This is a genomic window from Streptomyces sp. NPDC057002, assembly GCF_042673825.1.
In the GTDB taxonomy this organism is placed as follows: domain Bacteria; phylum Actinomycetota; class Actinomycetes; order Streptomycetales; family Streptomycetaceae; genus Streptomyces.
Window position 1 is genome coordinate 542,031 of sequence record NZ_JBHURZ010000006.1, and the last position, 22,544, is coordinate 564,574.

Genomic DNA, 22,544 nt, shown 5'->3' on the forward strand with positions numbered 1-22,544 from the left:
GGCTCTGTCACTCGCACACCCGTCCCCATCGGCTACACCGGTCCAGGAGCAGTCATGTACGGCCATGGCGCGGCGCCGCCTCCCCGCAGCGCGGCAACGGTCATCTCCCTGCGCGTGCTGTTCGCCGCCGCCGGTTTCCTCACCTGCGGCGTGCTGGCCTGCGTACCGCTGTTCCGGGTGGCCGTCCTGCGCGGACGGGGCCTCGACTGGGTGCTGGCCTGGGTGAGCCTGCCCCTGTCCATCGCGTGCTTCGCGGTGATCGGCGTACTGCCGGAGGGCGACTACCGGACCGACCTCGCACTGGCCGTGATGCTGCTCCTCGGCCTCGGCGCCACCATCTACTTCCTGATCGTGGACATCGGCCACCACAGCACACCCCGGCAGTTCGCCGGCTACCCGTCGCCCCACGCGCAGACGGCGGCGCACACCCCGTACGGCTATCCGCACCCCGCGCCGCCCTACGCCCCCACATCCACGCCCGTCCCGCGGCAGCCGCCGCACCCACCCGTCGCCGGCGACACCCCGTCGCCCGGCCCCGTACCGCCGTCGCCGCAGCGCCCCGCCCCCGCCCGCATCGACCAGGTACGCGCCGAACTCGACGAACTCAGCGACTACCTGCGCCGCCACGAGGGCGAAGGCCACCGGGACGGCACCCCCGAGGGCGGCAGGTGAGCGCGGCGGCAGGACGTGTCGTCGCCGGCCGCTACGAGCTGTCCACGCTCCTCGGCCAGGGCGGCATGGGCCAGGTCTGGACGGCGTACGACCAGCGGCTCGACCGGCGCGTGGCGGTGAAGCTGCTGCGCCCCGACAAGGTGGCCGGGCAGGACGCGGAGGAACTGCGCCGCCGCTTCGTGCGCGAGTGCCGGGTGACGGCGCAGGTCGACCACCCGGGCCTGGTCACGGTGCACGACGCGGGCAGCGAGGGCGAGGAGCTGTTCCTCGTCATGCAGTACATCGACGGGGCCGACCTCGCCGGCCATCTCGCCGAGCACGACCCGTACCCCTGGCAGTGGGCGGTGGCGGTCGCCGCGCAACTGTGCGCCGTGCTCAGCGCCGTGCACGCCGTGCCGATCGTCCACCGCGACCTCAAGCCGCGCAATGTGATGGTGAAGCAGGACGGCACGGTCACCGTCCTCGACCTGGGCATCGCCTCCGTCATGGACACGGACACCACCCGCCTCACCCACACCGGCACCCCCATAGGCTCGCCCGCCTACATGGCCCCCGAGCAGGCCATGGGCGGCGCGGTCGGCCCCTACACCGACCTGTACGCGCTCGGCGTCGTCCTGCACGAACTGCTCAGCGGCGACGTCCCCTTCTCCGGCTCCACCGCGCTCGGCGTACTGCACCGGCATCTGTACGAGCCCCCGCTGCCCGTGCGCCGCGTCCGCCCCGAGGTCCCCGAGGCCCTGGAGGCCCTCGTCCTGCGCCTCCTCGCCAAGGACCCGCAGCACCGGCCGGCCTCCGCGCAGGAGGTGTACGAGCATCTGGAGCTGCTCCTGCCCGCGCGCGGGACGCCCACCGGAGCACCCCTCGACCCCACCCGCCCGTTCCTGCGCCCGCACGCCCCCTGGCCGGACCGGGCGCGCACCCCGGCGCCCCAGCCGGCGCCGGCCACGCCCGTCACCGAGGCGCCCGGGAAGACGGACATCGCCCGCGCCGTCGACGAGGTCAAACGGCTCCTCGGAGAGGGCCGCATCACCCAGGCCGTCGACATCCTCGGCGCGACCCTGCCCGCCGCCGCCGAACAGCACGGCGAGCACTCCCCGGTCGTACGCACCCTGCGCAAGCAGTACGCGGCCACGCTCCTCGACGACGGCCAGTACCGGCGCGCCCTGCCCGAGCTGCGCCGCCTCGCCGACGAGCGCGCCGCCGAGGCCGGCCAGGCCGACCCGCAGTCCCTGCGCTTCCGCTACGAGGCCGCCCAGTGCCTCGAACAGCTGGGCGAACCGGCCGCCGCGCTCGCCGAGTACCGGGCGGTGCTGCCCTACTACGAGAACCAGTACGTAGCCGCCGGCGGCCCCGAACTCGCGCACGACGTCCGCCGCCGCATCGGCCATCTCCTGCTCGCCCTCGGTGACCGCGGCGCCGCCCACGACACCCTCGCCCGGCTGCTGCACGACGTGGAGCGCACCCACGGCCCCGGCCACCCGCTGGGCGCGGAGATCCGCCGGACACTGCAGTGGCTGGGGCAGGTCCGCGGTTAGGGGCCTTCACCCGGCCCCGGGGCGGCGCGGCGGTGCCGGAAGTCCTGGTGAATCGTTGGTCGAATGGGTTGGCCAGAGCTCGCCCACTGCCTACCATCGATCATCGCAAGACTTTGTGCACCGTCGCACAATCTCCTCGGGAGGTTTCCTTGCACCGCCGCCGTCGCACCGCGCTCGTCCTCACCGCCGCGATCGCCGCAGCGGCGCCCCTCCTCACCGCCTGCGGAAACGACGCGCATCCCGGTGCCGCGGCCGTGGTCGGCGGGCAGCGGATCACCGTCTCCCAGCTGGAGGAGCGGGTCGGCGAGGTGCGCGCGGCCCAGCGGGCGACCGTGCCGAACGACGCCCAGTACCAGCAGGTCATCGCCCGGACCGGCACCCTCACCCGCGACACCCTGCACACCATGATCCTGGACCGGGTGCTGCACCGCGCCGCCGAGAACGCCGGGGTGACCGTCACCCGCAAGGAGATCCAGGAGATGCGGTCCGGCCTGGAGGAGCAGGCCGGCGGCGCCAAGGCGCTGGAGACGACCTGGCTCCAGCAGTACGGCATCCCGCCGGAGCGCCTGGCCGACAACCTCCGCCTCCAGCTCGAGGCCCAGAAACTCGCCGAGAAGCTCAACACCGACACCAGCCGTCCCGAGTTCTGGAAGGCCCTGTCCGAAGCCTCCAAGGACCTCGACGTCGACCTCAACCCGCGGTACGGCACCTGGGACGTCCAGAAGAGCAGCCGCGCCGACGCGAAGACGCCGTGGGTACGGGACGTGACGACGGCCCAGACGCAGCAGGGCATGTAAGAGGTACCCCAGGCCCCCCTCCACCGGGCCTGTGGACAACTTCGGGGGCTGTCGGCGACGTGGGATAGCTTCGAATCGTGAACGCCAACAGCCCCGAAGCCACCCCGCGACCCGAGCAGGCCGCCCCCGGTACAGCCGCCGCCCCCGGCCGCATCGTCCTGCTCACCACCAGCCACCGCGTCGCCCCCGGCCTGCTCTCCTGGCCCGCCTGGCAGGCACTGCACGCGGCCGACCAGGTGCTGTGCGCGGACGGCACCCACCCGCAGCTGCCGTATCTGCGTGAGGCGGGGATCACCGTCGACGAGGCCTCCCCGGCCGCCCAGGAGCTGATCGACGCCTGCGCCGGGGGCCGCACGGTGGTCGTCGTGGCGACGGGCGAGGGCGAACCGGCCCTCACGGACGGCCTGGCGCGCCTGGCCGGCACCGGCCGGGTCGACATGCCCGAGCTGGAGCTGCTCCCCGCCTCCTACGACCTGCCGGGCGCCCGCCTCCTCGACCTCGTCCAGGTCATGGACCGCATCCGCGCCGAGTGCCCCTGGTCGTCCCGGCAGACCCACAAGGGCCTGGCGAAGTACGGCATCGAGGAGGCGTACGAACTCGTCGAGGCGATCGAGGAGGGCGACCGCGACGAGCTGCGCGAGGAGCTCGGTGACGTCCTGCTCCAGGTCGTCTTCCACGCCCGCATCGCCGAGGAGGATCCGGAGGAGCCCTTCTCCATCGACGATGTCGCCGGCGGCATCGTCGCCAAGCTGATCCACCGGCACCCGCATGTCTTCGGCGAGGAGACGGCCACCACCCCCGAGGAGGTCAAGGAGCACTGGCTGCGCACCAAGGCGGTCGAGAAGCAGCGCACCTCCGTCACCGAGGGCATCCCCCTCGGCCAGCCCGGCCTGGCCCTCGCCGCCAAGCTGGCCTCCCGGGCCCGCACAGCGAACCTGGACATACCGCTCCCACCCGTCGAGGGCATCGGCTACGACCTCCTGGCCCTGGCGGTCCGCGCCGAGTCGGAGGGCGTGGACCCGGAGGCGGCCCTGAGAGCGGCGGCCCGCGCCTACCGGGACGCGATCAGGGAGACCGAGGGCTGAGGCATGCGACATGAAGTGCCCGGGGTGCCCGAGCTGTTCTCGTGGGAGTTCGCCACCGACCCCTACCCCGCCTACGCCTGGCTCCGCGAGCACGCCCCCGTGCACCGGACCAAGCTCCCCAGCGGCGTCGAGGCCTGGCTGGTCACGCGGTACGCCGATGCCAAGCAGACCCTCGCCGACAACCGGCTCTCCAAGAACCCGGCGCATCATCACGAACCCGCGCACGCCAAGGGCAAGACGGGTATCCCCGGTGAGCGCAAGGCCGAGTTGATGACGCATCTGCTCAACATCGATCCGCCGGACCACACCCGGCTGCGGCGGCTCGTGTCCAAGGCGTTCACGCCCCGCCGGGTCGCCGAGTTCGAGCAGCGGGTGCAGGAGCTCACCGACGGTCTCATCGACGGGTTCGCGGAGCAGGGGTCCGCCGACCTGATCCACGAGTTCGCCTTCCCGCTCCCCATCTACGCCATCTGCGACCTGCTCGGCGTCCCCCGCGAGGACCAGGACGACTTCCGGGACTGGGCGGGCATGATGATCCGTCACCAGGGCGGGCCCCGGGGCGGTGTGGCGCGGTCCGTGAAGAAGATGCGCGGCTATCTCGCCGACCTCATCCACCGCAAGCGGGAGGCGCTCCCCGCCGAACCCGCCCCCGGCGAGGACCTCATCTCCGGTCTCATCCGCGCCTCCGACCACGGCGAGCACCTCACCGAGAACGAGGCCGCCGCCATGGCCTTCATCCTGCTGTTCGCCGGTTTCGAGACGACCGTGAACCTGATCGGCAACGGCACCTACGCCCTGCTCACCCACCCCGAGCAGCGCACCCGGCTCCAGGCGTCCCTCGCCGCCGGGGAGAGAGGCCTCCTGGAGACCGGCGTCGAGGAACTCCTGCGCTTCGACGGACCCGTCGAACTCGCCACCTGGCGCTTCGCCACGCAGCCCCTCACCATCGGCGGACAGCACATCGAGGCCGGCGACCCGGTCCTCGTCGTCCTGGCCGCCGCCGACCGGGACCCGGAGCGGTTCGCCGATCCGGACGTGCTCGACCTCGCCCGCCGCGACAACCAGCACCTCGGGTACGGCCACGGCATCCACTACTGCCTCGGCGCCCCGCTCGCCCGCCTGGAGGGCCAGACCGCCCTCGCCACGCTCCTCACCCGCCTCCCGGACCTGAGGCTCGCGGCCGACCCGGCCGAGCTGCGGTGGCGCGGCGGCCTGATCATGCGCGGGCTGCGCACCCTGCCGGTGGAGTTCACGCCCACTCAAAGGTGACACGCCGTCAGACTTGTGATCTTCACGTGATCTACGCGGCATTAACTTGTGACAAGTGATCGTCTGCCTATACGTTCACCCATCATCAGCGTGGCCCGGGAAAACCTGCGGCGCGCTGGTCACTGCTCCTCTCGCGAAAGGTCTCCGTATGCTCTCCGGGAACGGTCGGCACCGTCGCCCCCGCCAGGCTCCGGCTCTCCTCGTCGCGGCCGGAGTGACCGGCTCCGCCATCGCGATCCCGCTCCTCGGAGCCTCCGGCGCCAGCGCTGCCGACGGCACGACCTGGGACCGGGTCGCGGACTGCGAGACCGGCGGCGCCTGGAGCCAGAACAGTGGCAACGGTTACTTCGGCGGCCTGCAGTTGTCGCAGGAGGACTGGGAGAACCACGGCGGCCTCGACTACGCCCCGAGTGCCGACCTGGCCAGCCGTTCCCAGCAGATAGCCGTGGCCGAGAGAATCCTCGCCGAGCAGGGAGCCGGTGCCTGGCGCACCTGTGGACTGCTCTCCGGCCTCGAGCAGGACAAGGGGTCGGACACCTCCGAATCACCCGACTCGTCCGGTTCATCGGACTCGCCCGGATTGCTCGACTCCCTCGGCTCGTCCCCTTCGTCGTCCGACTCGCCGTCCCCTGACGCGCCGTCGACGTCGAAGGACGAAACCGCCGAGTCCGACAAGTCGCCCGAATCCGAGGACTCCAGCTCGCAGGGTCAGGAGCCCGAAAGCTCCCCGTCGGCCACGCCCGAGCGTGACAAGTCCGACAACTCGGGGCAGGACGACAACCCTTCGGCGTCCGCCGGCACCGAGGACGGATCCGACACCGGCTCCGGCCGTCACCGAGGCCCCAGCGCCGACGAAACCCTCCCGCCCGAGAACGGCCGTACGGACGAGTCCACGGGCCGTCACGCCTCGCGCGGTGACGAGGGCTCCGACGACACGTCCGAGGGTGCCTACATCGTCGGTATCGGCGACAGTCTCTGGTCCATCGCCGACTCCCTTGACATCAGCGGCGGATGGCACGAGCTCTACGACGGCAACAAGAAGGCCGTCGGCGCCGACCCGGACCTCATCCGCCCCGGTCAGACGCTCACGGTCGAGGGCGAAGCGGACGAGAAGTAGCTGTTCGGGCAGTGCGGAAACGAGGGCGGAAGTCGCCCCGAAACCGCGCGAGTTCGCGTCATGTTTCGCGGCTAATGTCCCGTTTGGGGCTCGTGAGAGATAGATCTCAGAAGCCCTGATCGTCTTTGAAATTCAGCGGATCGCGTGGCTACGGTCGGGACCGCTCGTCACCACGAGCCCCGGCTGCCGCAACGCCGAATCCTGCCAGCGGCCGTACGGGAACAGTCGTCGCGTCAAGCGCCGTAGGCAGGAGCGGGGGACCCAAGGTAGGTGCCCGACCGGCCAGTTGCGCCGGAAGGGCTTGGGGTGAAGCCGTGTCCCGGGAGGGGCGCGGCCGGGCAACTCAACCGGCCCGAACCCGACAGCTCACCTCGCAGGCGTCGGTGAGGGGATCCTTCCATGCTGTTTTCCAGCAAGGGCAAGCACCGCCGTCCGTCCAAGGCCAGCCGTGCCATCGCCGTCGCCGGTGTCACCGGCGCCGCTGTCGCCGCCCCGCTGATGGCCGCCGGCGGCGCCTCCGCCGCCACCGCCTCCGAGTGGGACACCGTCGCCCAGTGCGAGGCCGGCGGCAACTGGTCCATCAACACCGGCAACGGCTACTACGGCGGTCTGCAGTTCTCCGCCTCCACCTGGTCCGGCTACGGCGGCACCAAGTACGCCGCCACCGCCGACCAGGCCACCAAGGAGCAGCAGATCGAGATCGGCGAGAAGGTCCTCGCGGGCCAGGGCAAGGGTGCCTGGCCGGTCTGCGGCAAGGGCCTGTCGAGCGCCGGCTACAGCGGCGGCTCCTCCTCGGACGACTCCGGCAGCGGCTCCTCGCAGCAGAGCCAGCAGGGCACCGAGTCCCGCCAGACCGAGCAGCAGCCGGCCTCCCGCTCCGACGAGCGCCCGGCCGCCAAGAAGACCGTCACCACCCCGACCGGCAAGAAGGTCAAGAAGGGCGACGGCGAGTACAAGGTCGTCAAGGGCGACACCCTCAGCTCGATCGCGTCGGACAAGAAGGTCGAGGGCGGCTGGGAGAAGCTGTTCCAGCTGAACAAGGACATCGTCCAGGACGCCAACCTCATCTACCCGGGCCAGCAGCTGCACCTGAAGTAAGCAGCGGCTCTCAAGGGCTCCCCGCCCCGGTGCGTGTTCCCCCCGTACGCGCGCCGGGGCGGGGTTTTTTTCTGCCGGTCTTTGCAACCTGGCTTTGTTCCGTTCGGAAACAATTTACTCTCGGTTCTGTCCATCGGGTGGGCGACCCGGTGGCCGATCGGCCGGAGCCGGTTAGGCTCATGTCGCGAGCCACCACGGCCCGCACCTCGCCGGGTCCTCGCGACCCGCGTACCCGCGTCACATAAGAAGGAGATGCTCGTGCCGTCCATCGACGTCGTCGTAGCCCGGGAAATCCTGGACTCCCGAGGCAACCCCACGGTCGAGGTCGAGGTCGGCCTCGACGACGGCAGCACCGGTCGTGCCGCCGTCCCGTCCGGCGCCTCCACGGGCGCCTTCGAGGCCATCGAGCTGCGTGACGGCGACTCGAACCGCTACCTCGGCAAGGGTGTGGAGAAGGCCGTCCTCGCGGTCATCGAGCAGATCGGCCCGGAGCTCGTCGGCTACGACGCCACCGAGCAGCGCCTGATCGACCAGGCGATGTTCGACCTGGACGCCACCGACAACAAGGGCTCCCTCGGCGCCAACGCCATCCTCGGCGTCTCCCTCGCCGTAGCCCACGCCGCCTCCGAGGCCAGCGACCTGCCGCTGTTCCGCTACCTGGGCGGCCCGAACGCGCACCTGCTGCCGGTGCCGATGATGAACATCCTGAACGGCGGCTCGCACGCCGACTCCAACGTGGACATCCAGGAGTTCATGATCGCCCCGATCGGCGCGGAGTCCTTCTCCGAGGCCCTGCGCTGGGGCGCCGAGGTCTACCACACGCTGAAGAAGGTCCTGAAGAGCAAGGGCCTGGCCACCGGCCTCGGCGACGAGGGCGGCTTCGCCCCGAACCTCGGCTCCAACCGCGAGGCCCTCGACCTCATCCTCGAGGCGATCAAGGAGGCCGGGTACACCCCCGGCGAGCAGATCGCCCTCGCGCTCGACGTGGCGGCGTCCGAGTTCTACAAGGACGGCGCCTACACCTTCGAGGGCAAGACGCGCTCCGCCGCCGAGATGACCGAGTACTACGCCGAGCTCGTCGACGCGTACCCGCTCGTCTCCATCGAGGACCCGCTGTTCGAGGACGACTGGGACGGCTGGAAGGTCCTCACCGACAAGCTCGGCGACCAGGTGCAGATCGTCGGCGACGACCTGTTCGTCACCAACCCCGAGCGCCTCGCCCGCGGCATCGACGAGAACGCCGCCAACGCCCTGCTGGTCAAGGTCAACCAGATCGGCTCGCTGACCGAGACCCTGGACGCCGTCGAGCTGGCCCAGCGCAACGGCTTCAAGTGCATGATGTCCCACCGCTCCGGCGAGACCGAGGACGTCACCATCGCCGACCTGGCCGTCGCCACCAACTGCGGCCAGATCAAGACCGGCGCCCCGGCCCGCTCCGAGCGCGTCGCCAAGTACAACCAGCTCCTGCGCATCGAGGAGATCCTCGACGACGCGGCGGTCTACGCCGGCCGCAGCGCCTTCCCGCGCTTCAAGGGCTGACACCCGGGCTGACCCGTTAAGGGTCAAGCCTGAGCCAGTCGTACGTACGTCCCCGTACTCGGTCCCGTACCGTGTCCGGGGACGTACGCGCGTCGGACGGTGGAGCGGGAGAGCGGGGAGACCATGGCCGTGAAGGACCGGGACCGTTTCTCCACCGCGACCAGGATCCGGCTGCTCGGCGAGCAGACCGCGGCCCGGGTCTACCGCTCCCAGACCCGCCGCCAGGCCCGCCGCTCCCGGCTGACCGGCCGGGCCGCGCTGCTCGCCCTGGTGATGTGCACGCTGATCGTGGCGCTGGCCTACCCGATGCGGGAGTACGTCTCGCAGCGCGCCGAGATCGACGACCTCCGGCGCGAACAGCAGCAGGCCCGCCAACGTGTCGAACGGCTGCGCGACCAGAAGGCGCGCTGGCAGGACGACGCGTACGCGGAGCAGCAGATCCGGCAGCGGTTGCACTACGTCATGCCGGGGGAGACGGGATTCATCGTCGTCGACCCGCACGCGGCGCGGCAGTCGCACGCCGTGCTCGGGACGGCCGACCGCGTCTGGTACGCGAACGTGTGGGACGGCGTCGACAAGTCCGACGCCTCCGCCCGGTGACCCCGGACCCCAGCCAGATATCTGACTCAAAGAAAGACAGCCTGAAGACAGTCATGGAAACGCCCCCGCCGACCACCCCGCGCACCGAGCCCACCGACGCCGACGTCGAGGCCTTCAAGCAGCAGCTCGGCCGGCCCCCGCGCGGTCTGCGCGCGATCGCGCACCGGTGCCCGTGCGGGCAGCCCGACGTCGTCGAGACGGCACCTCGGCTGCCGGACGGAACGCCGTTCCCCACGCTGTACTACCTGACGTGCCCGCGCGCCGCCTCGGCCATCGGCACGCTGGAGGCGAACGGCGTGATGAAGGAGATGACCGAGCGGCTGGCCTCGGACCCCGAGCTGGCGGCGGCGTACCGGGCGGCGCACGAGGACTACATCCGGCGGCGCGACGAGATCGAGGAGCTGAAGAACTTCCCGAGCGCGGGCGGTATGCCGGACCGGGTGAAGTGCCTGCACGTGCTCGTGGGCCACTCGCTGGCCGCCGGGCCCGGCGTGAATCCGCTCGGCGACGAGGCCATCGAGATGCTGCCGGAGTGGTGGCGCAAGGGCCCGTGCGTGACGAATGCCGAGGAGGCCGCCCAGTGACCCGTGTCGCCGCCGTGGACTGCGGTACGAACTCCATCCGGCTCCTGGTCGCCGATGCCGACCCTGCCACCGGTGAGCTGGTCGACCTGGACCGCCGTATGACGATCGTGCGGCTCGGGCAGGGCGTCGACCGCACCGGCCGGCTCGCCCCCGAGGCGCTGCGGCGGACCTTCGCGGCGTGCCGCGAGTACGCCGCGATCATCAAGGAGCACGGGGCGGAGCGGCTGCGGTTCGTGGCGACCTCCGCCTCCCGGGACGCCGAGAACCGCGACGAGTTCGTGCGCGGCGTGCTGGACATCCTGGGCGTCGAGCCCGAGGTGATCTCCGGGGACCAGGAGGCCGAGTTCTCCTTCACCGGCGCCACCAAGGAGCTCGCCGGGGGAGACCACTTCCCGAAGCCCTACCTGGTCGTGGACATCGGCGGCGGCTCGACCGAGTTCGTCGTCGGCGACGACCAGGTGCGCGCGGCGCGCTCGGTGGACATCGGCTGCGTCCGGATGACCGAGCGTCACCTGGTCCGGGACGGTGTGGTGAGCGACCCGCCGTCAAAGGAGCAGATCGCGGCGATGCGGGCGGACATCGAGGCCGCCCTCGACCTCGCCGAGGAGACGGTCCCGCTGCGCGAGGCCCGCACACTGGTGGGCTTGGCCGGTTCCGTGACGACCGTGTCGGCGATCGCCCAGGAACTGCCCGAGTACGACTCGGCCGCCATCCACCACTCCCGGGTCTCCCACGACCGGGTCCGCGAGATCACCGAGTGGCTGCTGCGCTCCACCCACGCCGAGCGGGCGGCCGTGCCTTCCATGCACCCGGGCCGGGTCGACGTGATCGGCGCGGGGGCCCTCGTGCTGCTGTCGATCATGGAGCGGATCGGCGCCGAGGAGGTCGTCGTGAGCGAGCACGACATCCTCGACGGCATCGCGTGGTCGGTCGCGTAGGCCGCTTCTGAGCAGGCATGGATCACGTTTGAGCGCGTCCGGGGGGCTCCGGTGAACCCCCCGGCGACAGCTCGTCGGAAAAGTTCGTGAAGTTCTTCACAAGGAATTCGGCCCGCTAGGGCGACAAGAAGGGTCCGGTTGACCCATCCGGGGCCCCAAGGCGCCTTTGAACATGTTCAGAAGCATGGTATGGGGATGCCGGGGAAGGAGCCCGGAGCGGTGCTCCGGGGCGCCCTCACGGAGGCCCTTTCCGTCCAGAGAGGCAGCTCACGCGGCATTGACAACGGTGCGGGGTGCACAAAGGATCCCGGTTGTCACCATGACATGGATCACGCGAGCCGCGGAGGATAACACACACCCTGCCCGAGCTTGTGAAGGGGCGCACGAGCCACCCCCCTGAGGCGGGTGGATACTCGATGGCATGAGCACCACGGAGCGTCCCAGGATCCTCGTAGTAGGCGGTGGGTACGTAGGCCTGTACGCAGCTCGGCGCATCCAGAAGAAGATGCGCTACGGAGAGGCGACCGTCACGGTCGTCGACCCCCGGTCGTACATGACCTACCAGCCCTTCCTCCCCGAAGCCGCCGCCGGCAACATCTCCCCGCGCCACGTCGTCGTCCCGCTGCGACGCGTGCTGCCCAAGGCGGAGGTTCTCACCGGCCGGGTCACCACCATCGACCAGGACCGCAAGGTCGCCACGGTCTCCCCGCTGGTCGGCGAGGCCTACGAGCTGCCCTTCGACTACCTGGTGATCGCGCTCGGCGCGGTCTCCCGCACCTTCCCGATCCCCGGCCTCGCCGAGCAGGGCATCGGCATGAAGGGCGTCGAGGAGGCCATCGGCCTGCGCAACCACGTCCTCGAGCAGCTCGACAAGGCCGACTCCACCACCGACGAGGAGATCCGCCGCAAGGCGCTCACCTTCGTCTTCGTGGGCGGCGGTTTCGCCGGTGCGGAGACCATCGGCGAGGTCGAGGACATGGCCCGCGACGCGGCGAAGTACTACAAGAACGTGTCCCGTGAGGACATGCGCTTCATCCTGGTCGACGCCGCCGACAAGATCCTCCCCGAGGTCGGTCCCAAGCTCGGCAAGTACGGCAAGGAGCACCTCGAGGGCCGCGGCGTCGAGGTCTACCTGTCCACCTCCATGGACTCCTGCGTCGACGGCCACGTGGTGCTGAAGAACGGCCTCGAGGTCGACTCCAGCACCATCGTCTGGACCGCCGGCGTCAAGCCCAACCCGGCCCTGTCCCGCTACGGCCTGCCGCTGGGCCCCCGCGGTCACGTCGACTGCGAGCCGACGCTCCAGGTCAAGGGCACCGACTACATCTGGGCCGCCGGCGACAACGCCCAGGTCCCGGACCTCGTCGGCCGCAAGGCCGGCAACGAGAACGCCTGGTGCCCGCCGAACGCCCAGCACGCGCTGCGTCAGGCCCGGGTCCTCGGCGACAACGTGGTCTCCGGCATGCGGGGCTTCCCGCAGAAGGACTACGCCCACGCCAACAAGGGCGCGGTGGCCGGTCTCGGCCTCCACAAGGGCGTCGCGATGATCGTCATGGGCAAGATGAAGATCAAGCTCAAGGGCCGTCTCGCCTGGTACATGCACCGTGGCTACCACGGTCTGGCGATGCCGACCTGGAACCGCAAGATCCGCGTCTTCGCCGACTGGACCTTGGCGATGTTCCTCAAGCGCGAGGTCGTCTCCCTCGGCGCGATGGAGACGCCGCGCGAGGAGTTCTACGAGGCCGCCAAGCCGGCCCCGGTCGCCGCCGCGCCGAAGGAGAAGACCGAGGAGAAGGCCAAGGCCTCCTGACCCTCCCCCGGTCACCCGCCTGACGAAGGACCTCCCGCCATCCGTGGTGCGGGAGGTCCTTCGGCGTTGTACGGAACCCACCCGCCGGGTGGGCGAAGTGGCGGTTTTGCTCAGACATGACGCGTGCCGGGGACTGCGCTAGGGCCTCGCAGGTGTTTACGTGGTGTCGGACATTCCGGGATTCCCCGTCACGGAGGTGTACACCATGGCAGACGCCGCGCAGCGGCTGCAGGGCCTCTTCGCACAGTTGCTGGGAGCACCGCCCCCGGTGCGCGTCCGCGCCTGGGACGGTTCGCAGGCGGGCCCGCCGGGCGCGCCGACCCTGGTCGTACGCAACCGCCGCGCCCTGCGCCGCCTGCTGTGGAAGCCGGGCGAACTGGGTCTGGCCCGCGCCTGGGTGGCGGGCGACCTGGACATCGAGGGCGACCTCTACACCGCTCTCGACCTGCTCGCCGGAGACATCTGGGAGCGCGGCGAGGACGCCCGCACCCTCACCCAGGCCCTGCGCGACCCCGAGGTCCGCTCCGCGGTCCGCGGGCTCATCAAGCTCGCCGGGAGCCCGCTGCCGCCCGCCCCGCCCCCCGAGGAGGCCCGCAGCCCCCGCCGCCACCTGCACACCAAGCGCAGCGACAGACGCGCCATCAGCCACCACTACGACGTAGGCAACGACTTCTACGAGATCGTCCTCGGCCCGTCCATGGTGTACTCCTGCGCCTACTGGGAAAGCCCGGACAGCCCCGACGCCACTCTCGAACAGGCCCAGCACGACAAGCTCGAACTCGTCTGCCGCAAGCTGGGCCTGAAACCGGGTCAGCGGCTGCTCGACGTCGGCTGTGGCTGGGGCTCCATGGCCATCCACGCCGCCCGCGAGCACGGCGTCGGCGTCGTCGGTGTCACGCTCTCGCAGGAGCAGGCCGCCTACGCCCGCAAGCGCGTCGCGGAAGAGGGCCTCACCGACCGGATCGAGATCCGCGTACAGGACTACCGAGACGTCCGCGACGGCCCGTACGACGCGATCTCCTCCATCGGCATGGCCGAACACGTCGGCGCCGAACGGTACCTCGAGTACGCCGACGCCCTGTACGACCTGCTCAAGCCCGGCGGCCGGCTGCTGAACCACCAGATCGCCCGCCGCCCGCAGCGGGACGAGACGACGTACGAGGTCGACGCGTTCATCGACTCCTACGTCTTCCCTGGCGGCGAGCTCCAGCCCATCGGCATCACCGTCACCCAGCTGGAGCGCGCCGGGTTCGAGGTGCGCGACGTCGAGTCGATCCGCGAGCACTACGCCCTCACGCTGCGCCGGTGGGTCGCCCGCCTGGAGGCCGACTGGAAGGCTGCAGTCCAGCTCACCGGCCCCGGCCGCGCCCGCGTCTGGCGCCTGTACATGGCCGCCTGCGCGGTCGCCTTCGAGCGCAACCGCATCGGCGTCAACCAGGTCCTGGCCGTGCGGGCCCCCGAATCCGGGGAGTCGGGCATGCCCCTGCGCGCCCGCACCTGGAACTGACACGGCGAAGGCCCCCTCTCCCACGGGTGGGAAAGGGGGCCTTCGCCGTTCCGCTACTCCGCCTTGATCGCTTCCAGCATGTTCAGCCGTGCCGCCCGCCGGGCCGGCCACAGCGCCGCGAGGACACCCACCGTCGCGGCCAGCAGCAGGAAGACACCCATCCGGGCCCAGGGCAGGACCAGCGCGTAGGTCGGCATCTTCGAGGCAAGCAGCTCACCGGCCGCCCAGCCGAAGAACACGCCAAGGCCGATGCCCAGCACCCCGCCGAACAGCGAGATCACCAGGGACTCCATACGGACCATCCGCTTGATGCCCTTGCGGTCCAGGCCGATCGCCCGGAGCATGCCGATCTCCTGGGAGCGTTCGAAGACCGACATGGCCAGGGTGTTGATGACCCCGAGGACCGCCACGATCACGGCCATGGCGAGCAGTCCGTAGAGCATGTTCAGCATCAGCGTGAACATCTGCGCGATCTCGTTGGAGATGTCCTGCTTGTCCTGGACCTTGATCGCCGGGTTGTTGTCGAGGGCCTTCTCCAGCTTGTCCTGCGCCGCGGCGGACGGGCCGCCGGAGGTCTTCGCCATGACCTTCATGACGTACGGGTCGGACGTGTGCGGCGCGAGCGTCGCCTGGTCGAGCAGGATGCCGCTGAGGTACTCGTTGCTCTCGTACGTTCCGGCGACGGTGAGCCGCTGCTTCTTGCCGTCCTCGAAGGCGACGCTGAAGCTCGAACCTGCCTTCCAGTGGTTGGACTCGGCGGTCGCGGCGTCCACGACGACCTGGGAGCCGCCCACCTTGAAGGAGCCGTCCTCGACCTCCGGGCCGGCCAGCTCGCCGATCGCGGCGCCGTTGACGCCGGTCAGGTACTCGTCGGTCTTGCCGTCGACACGGGCCACGGCGTTGGTCATCGCGCTGGTGGCGGTGACGCCGTCGGTCTGCTTCAGCTTCTTCTCGACGTCCGGGGACAGCGGGTTGCCGTTCGCCATGGACACCACGTAGTCCGCCTTGATCGCGGACGCCGCCATCTTGTCGATGGCCTGCTGGAGGCTGCCCGCAGTCACCGTCATACCGGTGATGAGGGTCAGGCCGATCATCAGCGCGGAGGCGGTGGCGGCCGTACGGCGCGGGTTGCGCACCGAGTTCTGCCGGGCCAGCTTGCCGGAGACGCCGAAGGCGCGCAGCACCGGCGCCGCGGCGGCGATCAGCGGCCGGGACAGCAGCGGGGTCAGGATGAACACACCGATGATCAGCAGCACCGCGCCGAGGCCCATGGGCATCTGGCCGTCCGAGCCGTCCATGGTCGTGGCCGCCAGGACCACCGCGATGCCCGCGGCCGAGAACAGGGTGCCCAGCGTGTTGCGCAGCACCAGCGACTTGGTCGTGGCCGTGGCGTGGACGCTGCTCATCGCCGCGACCGGCGGGATCTTCGCGGCCCGGCGGCCCGGCAGCCACGCCGCCAGCATGGTCACCAGGATGCCGACGGCGAACGCGACGGCGATCGTGGCCGGCTTGATGACCAGCGGGCCGTCGGGCACGGTCGCGCCGAACGAACCCATCAGGGAGCGCATTCCGGCCCCGATGCCGATGCCCGCGACCAGACCGGTCACGGCGGCGACCGCGCCGACCACGAACGCCTCGATCAGCACCGACCGCGTCACCTGCCGGCGTGAGGCGCCGACCGCCCGCATCAGCGCCAGCTCCTTGGTGCGCTGGGCGACCAGCATGGTGAAGGTGTTGGCGATGATGAACGTGCCGACGAACAGGGCGATGCCGGCGAAGACCAGCAGAGCCGTCTGCATGCCGCTCATGGACCGGGCGATGGTCTCCGCCTGGTCGTCGGCGAGCTGCTTGCCGGTGGTGGTCTGGACCGTGCCCTCGGGCAGCGCCTTGTCCAGCTCCGCCTTGAGCGCGGCCTGCGAGACGCCCGGCTTCGCCTTGACGTTGATCTGGTCGTAGACGCCCGCCTTGCCGAACTGCTTCTGCGCGGTCGCCGTGTCGAACAGGGTCAGGGAGCCGCCGGCCGCGACATTGCCGTCGTCGGTGGTGAAGATGCCGGCGATCTTCGGGGTCAGGACCGGCCCGTCGACCGACATGCGTACGGTGTCGCCGACCTCGTACCCGGCCCGCTTGGCCGTCTCGGAGTCGATGAGGATCTCGCCCGCGCCCTTGGGCGCGTGCCCGCTCGTCAGCGGGTAGCGGGGGTCCTTGTCCCCCCAGTAGTTGCCGCCCTGCGACTGGAAGCCCTCGCCGATCAGCTTGCCGTCCTTGTCGGCGATGGCCGTGAAGCCCTGCACGACCCCGATGGCGGACGCGGCGCCGGGAACCCGCTCGCTCTTGTCGAGCACGGCCCGGTCCAGGTCGTGGACCTTGCCGACCCGGTCGCCCTCGGAGTCCTGGTAGTCCGATGTCATGGCGACGTCGACCTGGTCGAAGCCCTTGGCGGAGCTCTTCTGGAAGGCGTCGGAGATGGTGTTGGTGAAGACCAGGGTCCCCGACACGAAGGCCACGCCGAGCATCACGGCGAGGACGGTCATCAGGAGCCGGGCCTTGTGCGCGAGCACGTTGCGCAAGGCGGTACGGAACATGGGTTCTTCTTCTCAGTCCTGTCGGTCCTGACGGGGGATCAGCTGGTGCGGCCCTTGGCGTCGAACGCCTTCATGCGGTCGAGCACCGAGTCGGCCGTGGGCCCGTGCATCTCGTCCACGATCCGGCCGTCCGCGAGGAAGACGACCCGGTCCGCGTAGGCCGCGGCCACCGGGTCGTGAGTCACCATCACCACCGTCTGGCCCAGCTCCCGCACGGAGTTGCGCAGGAAGCCCAGCACCTCGGCGCCGGAGCGCGAGTCGAGGTTTCCGGTGGGCTCGTCACCGAAGATGATCTCGGGCTTGGAGGCCAGCGCCCGCGCCACGGCGACACGCTGCTGCTGACCGCCCGACAGCTGTGAGGGCCGGTGGCCCAGCCGGTCCGCCAGGCCGACCATCCGGATGACGGAATCGAGCCACTGCTTGTCCGGCTTACGGCCCGCGATGTCCATCGGGAGGGTGATGTTCTCCAGGGCCGTCAGGGTCGGCAGCAGATTGAACGCCTGGAAGATGAAGCCGATCTTGTCCCGGCGCAGCTTGGTCAGCTGCTTGTCCTTCAGGGAGCCGAGCTCGGTGTCGCCGATGCGCACCGACCCGGAGGAGAAGGAGTCGAGCCCGGCCACGCAGTGCATCAGGGTCGACTTGCCGGAGCCGGAGGGGCCCATGATCGCGGTGAACTCGGCCTGCCGGAAGTCGGCGGAGACCCGGTCCAGGGCGACCACCTGGGTCTCACCCTGCCCGTAGATCTTCGACAGATCTGTGGCGCGCGCGGCCACGGTGGTGGCCCGGTCGGCGAGGGAAGCGGTGGTCACGGGATGGCACTCCTGTCGGGACGGCGATGGTGTCGGGAGGACGTGATCCATCGTCCGGGTCCCCGGCCGCCCTGTAGTCACCCGCAGTTCCCGTTCCGGGGGCCGACTTCGGTCTGACCACGAGCGGCGGCGTCATACCTGGGGATGACGAACGTCCCTGAGTGGGCCCGGTGTCGGGGACCTGAGAGGTCCCGATGTCAAGAACAGGTGGAGTGCCCTCGTTCGGGCGGTGAAATTCCGTCATTCCGTATGCGGCGCCCACCGCCGCACGGAAGGCTATTGGCAAGTGCGGATGGCGCGTTCCGTGTGCTGATGCACCCTCAGACGTCAATAAAATAAGACAACATCGGTCCGTGCTTCCGCTGTTCGGGGGATCCGTCCCGATAGTCTCGGAACCTCGACGCGGAGCCCATGGCCTGCCCGGATGGTGGAATGCAGACACGGCGAGCTTAAACCTCGCTGCCCCTTCGCGGGCGTGCCGGTTCGAGTCCGGCTCCGGGCACCTTCCGACTCCTGCATGGTTCATTGAAGACTTCACGGCATGCCCGTTGACAGCGGGCGCATGCCGTCGGAAACTCACATCCGACGGTAGTGAAATAATTTTCACCACGCGAACAAGCCTCCGTGAACCTGAGAGAGAAGGTGCCCGATGCGCACCACCGTCGGCATCATCGGAGCCGGCCCCGCCGGCCTCCTCCTGGCCCGGCTGCTCCACAACGCCGGCATCGACTCGGTCGTCCTGGAGAGCCGCGACCGTGCCTACGTCGAGCGGCGGCAGCGGGCCGGGATCCTGGAGCAGGGCACGGCGGACGTACTGCGCGCGGCCGGCGCCGGGGAGCGCATGGACCGAGAGGGCCTGCGCCACGACGGCATCGAACTGCGTTTCGACCGCCGACGACACCGCGTCGACTTCCCCGCCCTCACCGGCGGCCGGTCCGTGATGGTCTACGCCCAGACCGAGGTCTGCAAGGACCTCATCGCCCTCCAGCTCCGGGAGGGCGGCCCGCTGCTGTTCGAGGCGGAGGCGCTGGCCGTGGAGGACGCCGGCACCGACGCCCCGCGCGTCCGGTTCCGGCACGAGGGCCGCGAGGACGTCCTGGAGTGTGACTACGTCGTCGGCTGCGACGGCTTCTGGGGCGTGGCCCGCAAGGCGATCCCGGCCGAACTGACCCAAGTCTTCGAACGGACGTACCCCTTCGGCTGGCTCGGCATCCTCGCCGACGTACCGCCCTCGCACGACGAGCTGGTCTACGCCCGCCACGACCGCGGCTTCGCCCTCCTCTCCATGCGCTCGCCGTCCGTGTCCCGCCTCTACCTCCAGGTACCCGACGGCGCCGACGCCGGGTCATGGAGCGACGAGGAGATCTGGGACGAGCTGGAGCGCCGCTTCGAGACCGCCGACGACTGGCGCCTCGAGCGCGGCCCCATCACCCAGAAGTCCGTCACCCCGATGCGCTCCTACGTCCACGAGCCCATGCGCCACGGCCGCCTGTTCCTCGCCGGTGACGCCGCGCACATCGTGCCGCCGACCGGCGCCAAGGGGCTGAATCTCGCCGTCGGCGACGTCGTGACGTTCGCGCGGGCCCTGACACACCGCAAGGTGACCGGTTCGGCGGAACTGCTCGACGCCTACTCGGAGACCTGCCTGCGCCGGATCTGGCAGGCCGAGCGGTTCTCCTACGACATGACGACCCTGCTGCACCGCGCCCCCGGCGCGACCGGCTTCGAGGACCGGCTCCAGCTCGCCCGGCTGGAGCGGATCGCCTCCAACCGCGCCGCCGAGACCGACCTGGCTGAGGGGTACACGGGGTTTCCGCTCGACGTGTGACGAATGACCCCCTCCGGTGAGGGGAATCACGAAGCCGCGTAGCGTGTTGCGCAGCACGACGAGGGAAAGATCCTCCCCAAGCACTAGGGTCATTCCTTTGCCTACCTATTACTCTTGAGCCAAGGCCACGACGTGTGGCCATGGAGGAGTGAAATGAGGAGCAGAAACCCGGTCTTCTCGCGACGGGGGTTCAGCCGCGACAACGGCTACGCGGGCTTCAACACCGCGCCGCAGGCCGGGGGTCCCGCTGTCGCCACGCAGGGCAACCCGTACGCGCAGCCGACGGGCGACCAGTACGCGCAGAACCCTTACGCGCAGAACCCTTACGCCCAGCAGGACCTGCAGCACGGCGCGCCGCCGCAGGCGCCGGCCACCACCGGCCGGATGACCATCGACGACGTCGTCCTGCGCACGGCGAGCACGCTCGGTGTGCTCATCCTCACCGCGGCGCTCTCCTGGGCCCTGCTGCCGATCGACGACGCCAACATCGGCCGTAGCTACGGCATCGGTATCGGCGCCGCGCTGATCGGCATGGTCCTGGCGTTCGTGCAGTCCTTCAAGCGCAAGGCCTCGCCCGCGCTGATCCTGACGTACGCGGCGTTCGAGGGTGTCTTCCTCGGCGTCGTCTCCAACATCGTCGACAACCGCATCGCCGACGGCGCGGCCATGCAGGCCGTGATCGGCACCATGGCGGTCTTCGCCGGTGTGCTGATCGCGTACAAGGCCGGCTGGATCCGCGTCAACCGCCGTTTCTACGGCTTCGTGATGGCGGCCGCGCTCGGCTTCATCCTGCTGATGACCGTGAACCTGCTGTTCGCGGTGTTCGGCGGCGGTGACGGCCTCGGCTTCCGCAGCGGTGCCATGGGTGTCATCTTCGGCATCATCGGCATCATCCTCGGCGCCTGCTTCCTCGCTCTGGACTTCAAGCAGGTCGAGGACGGCATCGCCTACGGCGCTCCGCGCGAGGAGGCGTGGTTCGCGGCCTTCGGCCTCACGCTGACGCTGGTGTGGATCTACCTGGAGTTCCTGAGGCTCATCTCGATCCTCAACAGCAACGACTAGTACGGCCAGTCCTGACAGTCGTACGCGATAGGGCCCCGGCTTCGGCCGGGGCCCTTCTCGTTGTCCGCGCCTAGAGCAGTTTGCGCGCGGCCCTCCTCAGGTCGTACTCGTGGATGATCGCTTTGGCGTGGCCGTAGGCCAGGTTGTGTTCGTGCCGGAGCCAGCTGACCTTTTCCTCGAAGCGGAAGAGCGCCGGGCCATCTTCGACGGTGCGAAGCCAGTCGGTGATCTCACGACCGGTGCAGTGGGGGATGCGGGCTAGCAGGTTGCGATGGGTCTCTTCGGAGAAGACTTGGGACATCGGCGCCTCCGGACGCTGGGATGTAAGCCGGTCCTTCAGGTCACCGTGCCTGAGTGTTCGCCCGTTGGCAACAGTCCCGGTGCGACGCGTACGCTCGCGGCGTGGTTGATACGACGCCTCTGACCCGTGCGGTGGATCACTTCGCCGATCGTTTGAGGGCCGCGCCCCAGAGCCGGCTGCAGCGGGGCGCTGCCGCTGAGGCTCTCGGGCTGGCCCGGGAGTTGGCCCGCAGGGCGCAGGCTCTTGAGGAGCCGGGCGTGGAGCCTCGGGAGATGCCGGACGCGGGGATGTTTGCTGCCGCAGATCAGATCACCGTGGCCGGGCATGATCTGGCCGTGGTGATTCCCAGTGATGCGGATGTCGATGACGCGGTGAGGGTGGTGGAGGAGGCGCAGAAGCGGGCGGGGGTGTGACCCGTTTCGTCGGCGGGTGCGGGGTGCGTTGTGGTTGCTCGCGCAGTTCCCCGCGCCCCTTAGAGGGACGAGATGACCCTGTCCGCCAGGATGTAGACGTTTTCCTCGCCGCATTCGAACGTCAGGGTGTACGCGCCCGCGATGCCGGAGCCGCCTAGGAGGACGGGGGTCTGGCCCGCGCGCAGGGCCGTGGCGAGGTGCTCCGCGGTTTCCCGGTGGCCCGGGGTCATGCACAGGGTCGTGCCGTCGGCGAAGACGTAGACGTCGAGGGTGCCCAGCGGGCCCGGGCGGACGTCCGTCAGCTCGACGCGGGAGGAGGCCAGCTCCTCCAGGGTGGCGACCGTGCGCTCGTGGTCGTTCACCACGGGCGACTGGGCCGGCACGAAGTCCGGGTGGGAGGGGTGACGGCGGCGGGCCGCGGCCAGCTCCGGGGACTCGGCCGGTTCCTCGGTGTCGGCGCCGGGCTCGGACACCGACTCCAGACCCGCGAAATCGGCCTGCCGGGGCAGGAACAGATCGTGCTCGGGCAGGCCCAGCAGGGAGGGCGCGTCGGAGGCGTCACGGGTCTCCTGGGCGGCCCAGAAGGCCCGTGCCTCGGCGAGCTCCCGCTCCCGTTCCTCGGCCAGCGCCGCCGCGACGGCGGCGCGTATCTCCTCGGTGTCGGCAGTGGTGCGGGCGGCCGGCAGCAGCGCACGGGTGGTGGCGGCGCGGTTCTCGGCCAGCGCGGTGTGCAGGGCCGCGACCTGTCGCCGCAGCTGCAGGACGGTGCGCAGGACGGCAACGCCCACGGCGCCCGTGGCGGCCGTGGTGACCAGCAACGCGATCGGCATGGCGCTCACTGACGTACTCCCGGTTCAAAGTCGACCCCCGACTTCCTACATCAGCTTGAAGGGCGGACTAACCAGCTGTCAGTGCGTAACGTCACGAAACGGACAGGGCTTCGGCCTCGGGGGAGGGGGTGTGGCTGCTGTGACCTGCGCTTCTCCCCGGGCGGA

20 protein-coding genes, 1 tRNA gene and 1 riboswitch are annotated in these 22,544 nt (G+C 70.2%); of the genes, 17 read left to right on the forward strand and 4 right to left on the reverse strand.

Features of this window, described 5'->3' with window-relative positions; genetic code table 11:
* Positions 1–54: 54 nt before the first annotated feature.
* The 13 genes from ACFT32_RS30705 to ACFT32_RS30765 all read left to right on the forward strand — a co-directional run bounded on the left by ACFT32_RS30705 (position 55) and on the right by ACFT32_RS30765 (position 14,551).
* Positions 55–672, forward strand: a complete 618-nt coding sequence (locus ACFT32_RS30705; protein ID WP_382495750.1) for a hypothetical protein — start codon at positions 55–57, stop codon at positions 670–672.
* A 38-nt stretch (positions 673–710) separates the two neighbouring features.
* Positions 711–2,207: a protein kinase gene (locus tag ACFT32_RS30710; RefSeq protein ID WP_382495942.1), complete on the forward strand. Its 1,497-nt coding sequence runs from the start codon at positions 711–713 to the stop codon at positions 2,205–2,207.
* A gap of 149 nt (positions 2,208–2,356) precedes the next feature.
* Positions 2,357–3,004, forward strand: a complete 648-nt coding sequence (locus tag ACFT32_RS30715) for a SurA N-terminal domain-containing protein (protein WP_382495752.1) — start codon at positions 2,357–2,359, stop codon at positions 3,002–3,004.
* A gap of 77 nt (positions 3,005–3,081) precedes the next feature.
* Entirely contained in the window at positions 3,082–4,089 is a 1,008-nt protein-coding gene (locus tag ACFT32_RS30720; protein ID WP_382495753.1) for a nucleoside triphosphate pyrophosphohydrolase, read from the forward strand.
* Positions 4,090–4,092: 3 nt separating this feature from the next.
* Entirely contained in the window at positions 4,093–5,358 is a 1,266-nt protein-coding gene (locus tag ACFT32_RS30725; protein WP_382495755.1) for a cytochrome P450, read from the forward strand.
* A 148-nt stretch (positions 5,359–5,506) separates the two neighbouring features.
* Complete coding sequence (locus ACFT32_RS30730; protein ID WP_382495757.1) at positions 5,507–6,475, forward strand: transglycosylase family protein; 969 nt, start codon at positions 5,507–5,509, stop codon at positions 6,473–6,475.
* A gap of 228 nt (positions 6,476–6,703) precedes the next feature.
* Positions 6,704–6,870: riboswitch (cyclic di-AMP (ydaO/yuaA leader) on the forward strand.
* A 4-nt stretch (positions 6,871–6,874) separates the two neighbouring features.
* Positions 6,875–7,573, forward strand: a complete 699-nt coding sequence (locus ACFT32_RS30735; protein WP_382495759.1) for a transglycosylase family protein — start codon at positions 6,875–6,877, stop codon at positions 7,571–7,573.
* Positions 7,574–7,831: 258 nt separating this feature from the next.
* The gene (gene eno, locus ACFT32_RS30740) at positions 7,832–9,112 is read left to right on the forward strand and encodes a phosphopyruvate hydratase (RefSeq protein WP_382495761.1); all 1,281 of its coding nucleotides are present in this window, start codon (positions 7,832–7,834) and stop codon (positions 9,110–9,112) included.
* 123 nt (positions 9,113–9,235) lie between these two features.
* On the forward strand, positions 9,236–9,712 hold the full coding sequence (locus ACFT32_RS30745) for a septum formation initiator family protein (RefSeq protein WP_382495763.1): 477 nt from the start codon (positions 9,236–9,238) through the stop codon (positions 9,710–9,712).
* A 53-nt stretch (positions 9,713–9,765) separates the two neighbouring features.
* Positions 9,766–10,296, forward strand: coding sequence for a DUF501 domain-containing protein (locus ACFT32_RS30750; RefSeq protein ID WP_376390708.1), 531 nt, complete (start codon positions 9,766–9,768; stop codon positions 10,294–10,296).
* The gene (locus ACFT32_RS30755) at positions 10,293–11,234 is read left to right on the forward strand and encodes an exopolyphosphatase (protein ID WP_382495765.1); all 942 of its coding nucleotides are present in this window, start codon (positions 10,293–10,295) and stop codon (positions 11,232–11,234) included. Before ACFT32_RS30750 ends, ACFT32_RS30755 begins: the two co-directional genes overlap by 4 nt.
* 421 nt (positions 11,235–11,655) lie before the next feature.
* Entirely contained in the window at positions 11,656–13,044 is a 1,389-nt protein-coding gene (locus tag ACFT32_RS30760) for an NAD(P)/FAD-dependent oxidoreductase (RefSeq protein ID WP_184598197.1), read from the forward strand.
* Between the two features lie 205 nt (positions 13,045–13,249).
* Entirely contained in the window at positions 13,250–14,551 is a 1,302-nt protein-coding gene (locus ACFT32_RS30765) for a class I SAM-dependent methyltransferase (RefSeq protein ID WP_382495767.1), read from the forward strand.
* A gap of 53 nt (positions 14,552–14,604) precedes the next feature.
* On the opposite strand, the gene ACFT32_RS30770 is transcribed toward ACFT32_RS30765, so the two are convergent.
* Both ACFT32_RS30770 and ACFT32_RS30775 read right to left on the reverse strand, forming a co-directional pair.
* Complete coding sequence (locus ACFT32_RS30770) at positions 14,605–17,136, reverse strand: ABC transporter permease (protein WP_382495769.1); 2,532 nt, start codon at positions 17,134–17,136, stop codon at positions 14,605–14,607.
* 38 nt (positions 17,137–17,174) lie between these two features.
* On the reverse strand, positions 17,175–17,945 hold the full coding sequence (locus ACFT32_RS30775; RefSeq protein ID WP_189726760.1) for an ABC transporter ATP-binding protein: 771 nt from the start codon (positions 17,943–17,945) through the stop codon (positions 17,175–17,177).
* Positions 17,946–18,363: 418 nt separating this feature from the next.
* Here ACFT32_RS30775 and ACFT32_RS30780 point away from each other — a divergent pair.
* The 3 genes from ACFT32_RS30780 (at position 18,364) to ACFT32_RS30790 (ending at position 20,835) form a co-directional block, all read left to right on the forward strand.
* Positions 18,364–18,447 (forward strand) — tRNA-Leu (locus tag ACFT32_RS30780).
* Between the two features lie 147 nt (positions 18,448–18,594).
* Positions 18,595–19,773, forward strand: coding sequence for a 4-hydroxybenzoate 3-monooxygenase (locus tag ACFT32_RS30785; protein ID WP_382495771.1), 1,179 nt, complete (start codon positions 18,595–18,597; stop codon positions 19,771–19,773).
* Between the two features lie 153 nt (positions 19,774–19,926).
* On the forward strand, positions 19,927–20,835 hold the full coding sequence (locus tag ACFT32_RS30790; RefSeq protein WP_382495773.1) for a Bax inhibitor-1/YccA family protein: 909 nt from the start codon (positions 19,927–19,929) through the stop codon (positions 20,833–20,835).
* Between the two features lie 70 nt (positions 20,836–20,905).
* On the opposite strand, the gene ACFT32_RS30795 is transcribed toward ACFT32_RS30790, so the two are convergent.
* Entirely contained in the window at positions 20,906–21,136 is a 231-nt protein-coding gene (locus ACFT32_RS30795) for a DUF4287 domain-containing protein (RefSeq protein WP_382495775.1), read from the reverse strand.
* Between the two features lie 101 nt (positions 21,137–21,237).
* On the opposite strand from ACFT32_RS30795, the gene ACFT32_RS30800 reads away from it, so the two are divergent.
* Positions 21,238–21,549: a hypothetical protein gene (locus ACFT32_RS30800; protein WP_382495777.1), complete on the forward strand. Its 312-nt coding sequence runs from the start codon at positions 21,238–21,240 to the stop codon at positions 21,547–21,549.
* Between the two features lie 59 nt (positions 21,550–21,608).
* Here the strand turns inward: ACFT32_RS30800 and ACFT32_RS30805 are convergent, their stop codons facing one another.
* The gene (locus ACFT32_RS30805) at positions 21,609–22,388 is read right to left on the reverse strand and encodes a hypothetical protein (protein WP_382495779.1); all 780 of its coding nucleotides are present in this window, start codon (positions 22,386–22,388) and stop codon (positions 21,609–21,611) included.
* Positions 22,389–22,544 lie beyond the last annotated feature (156 nt).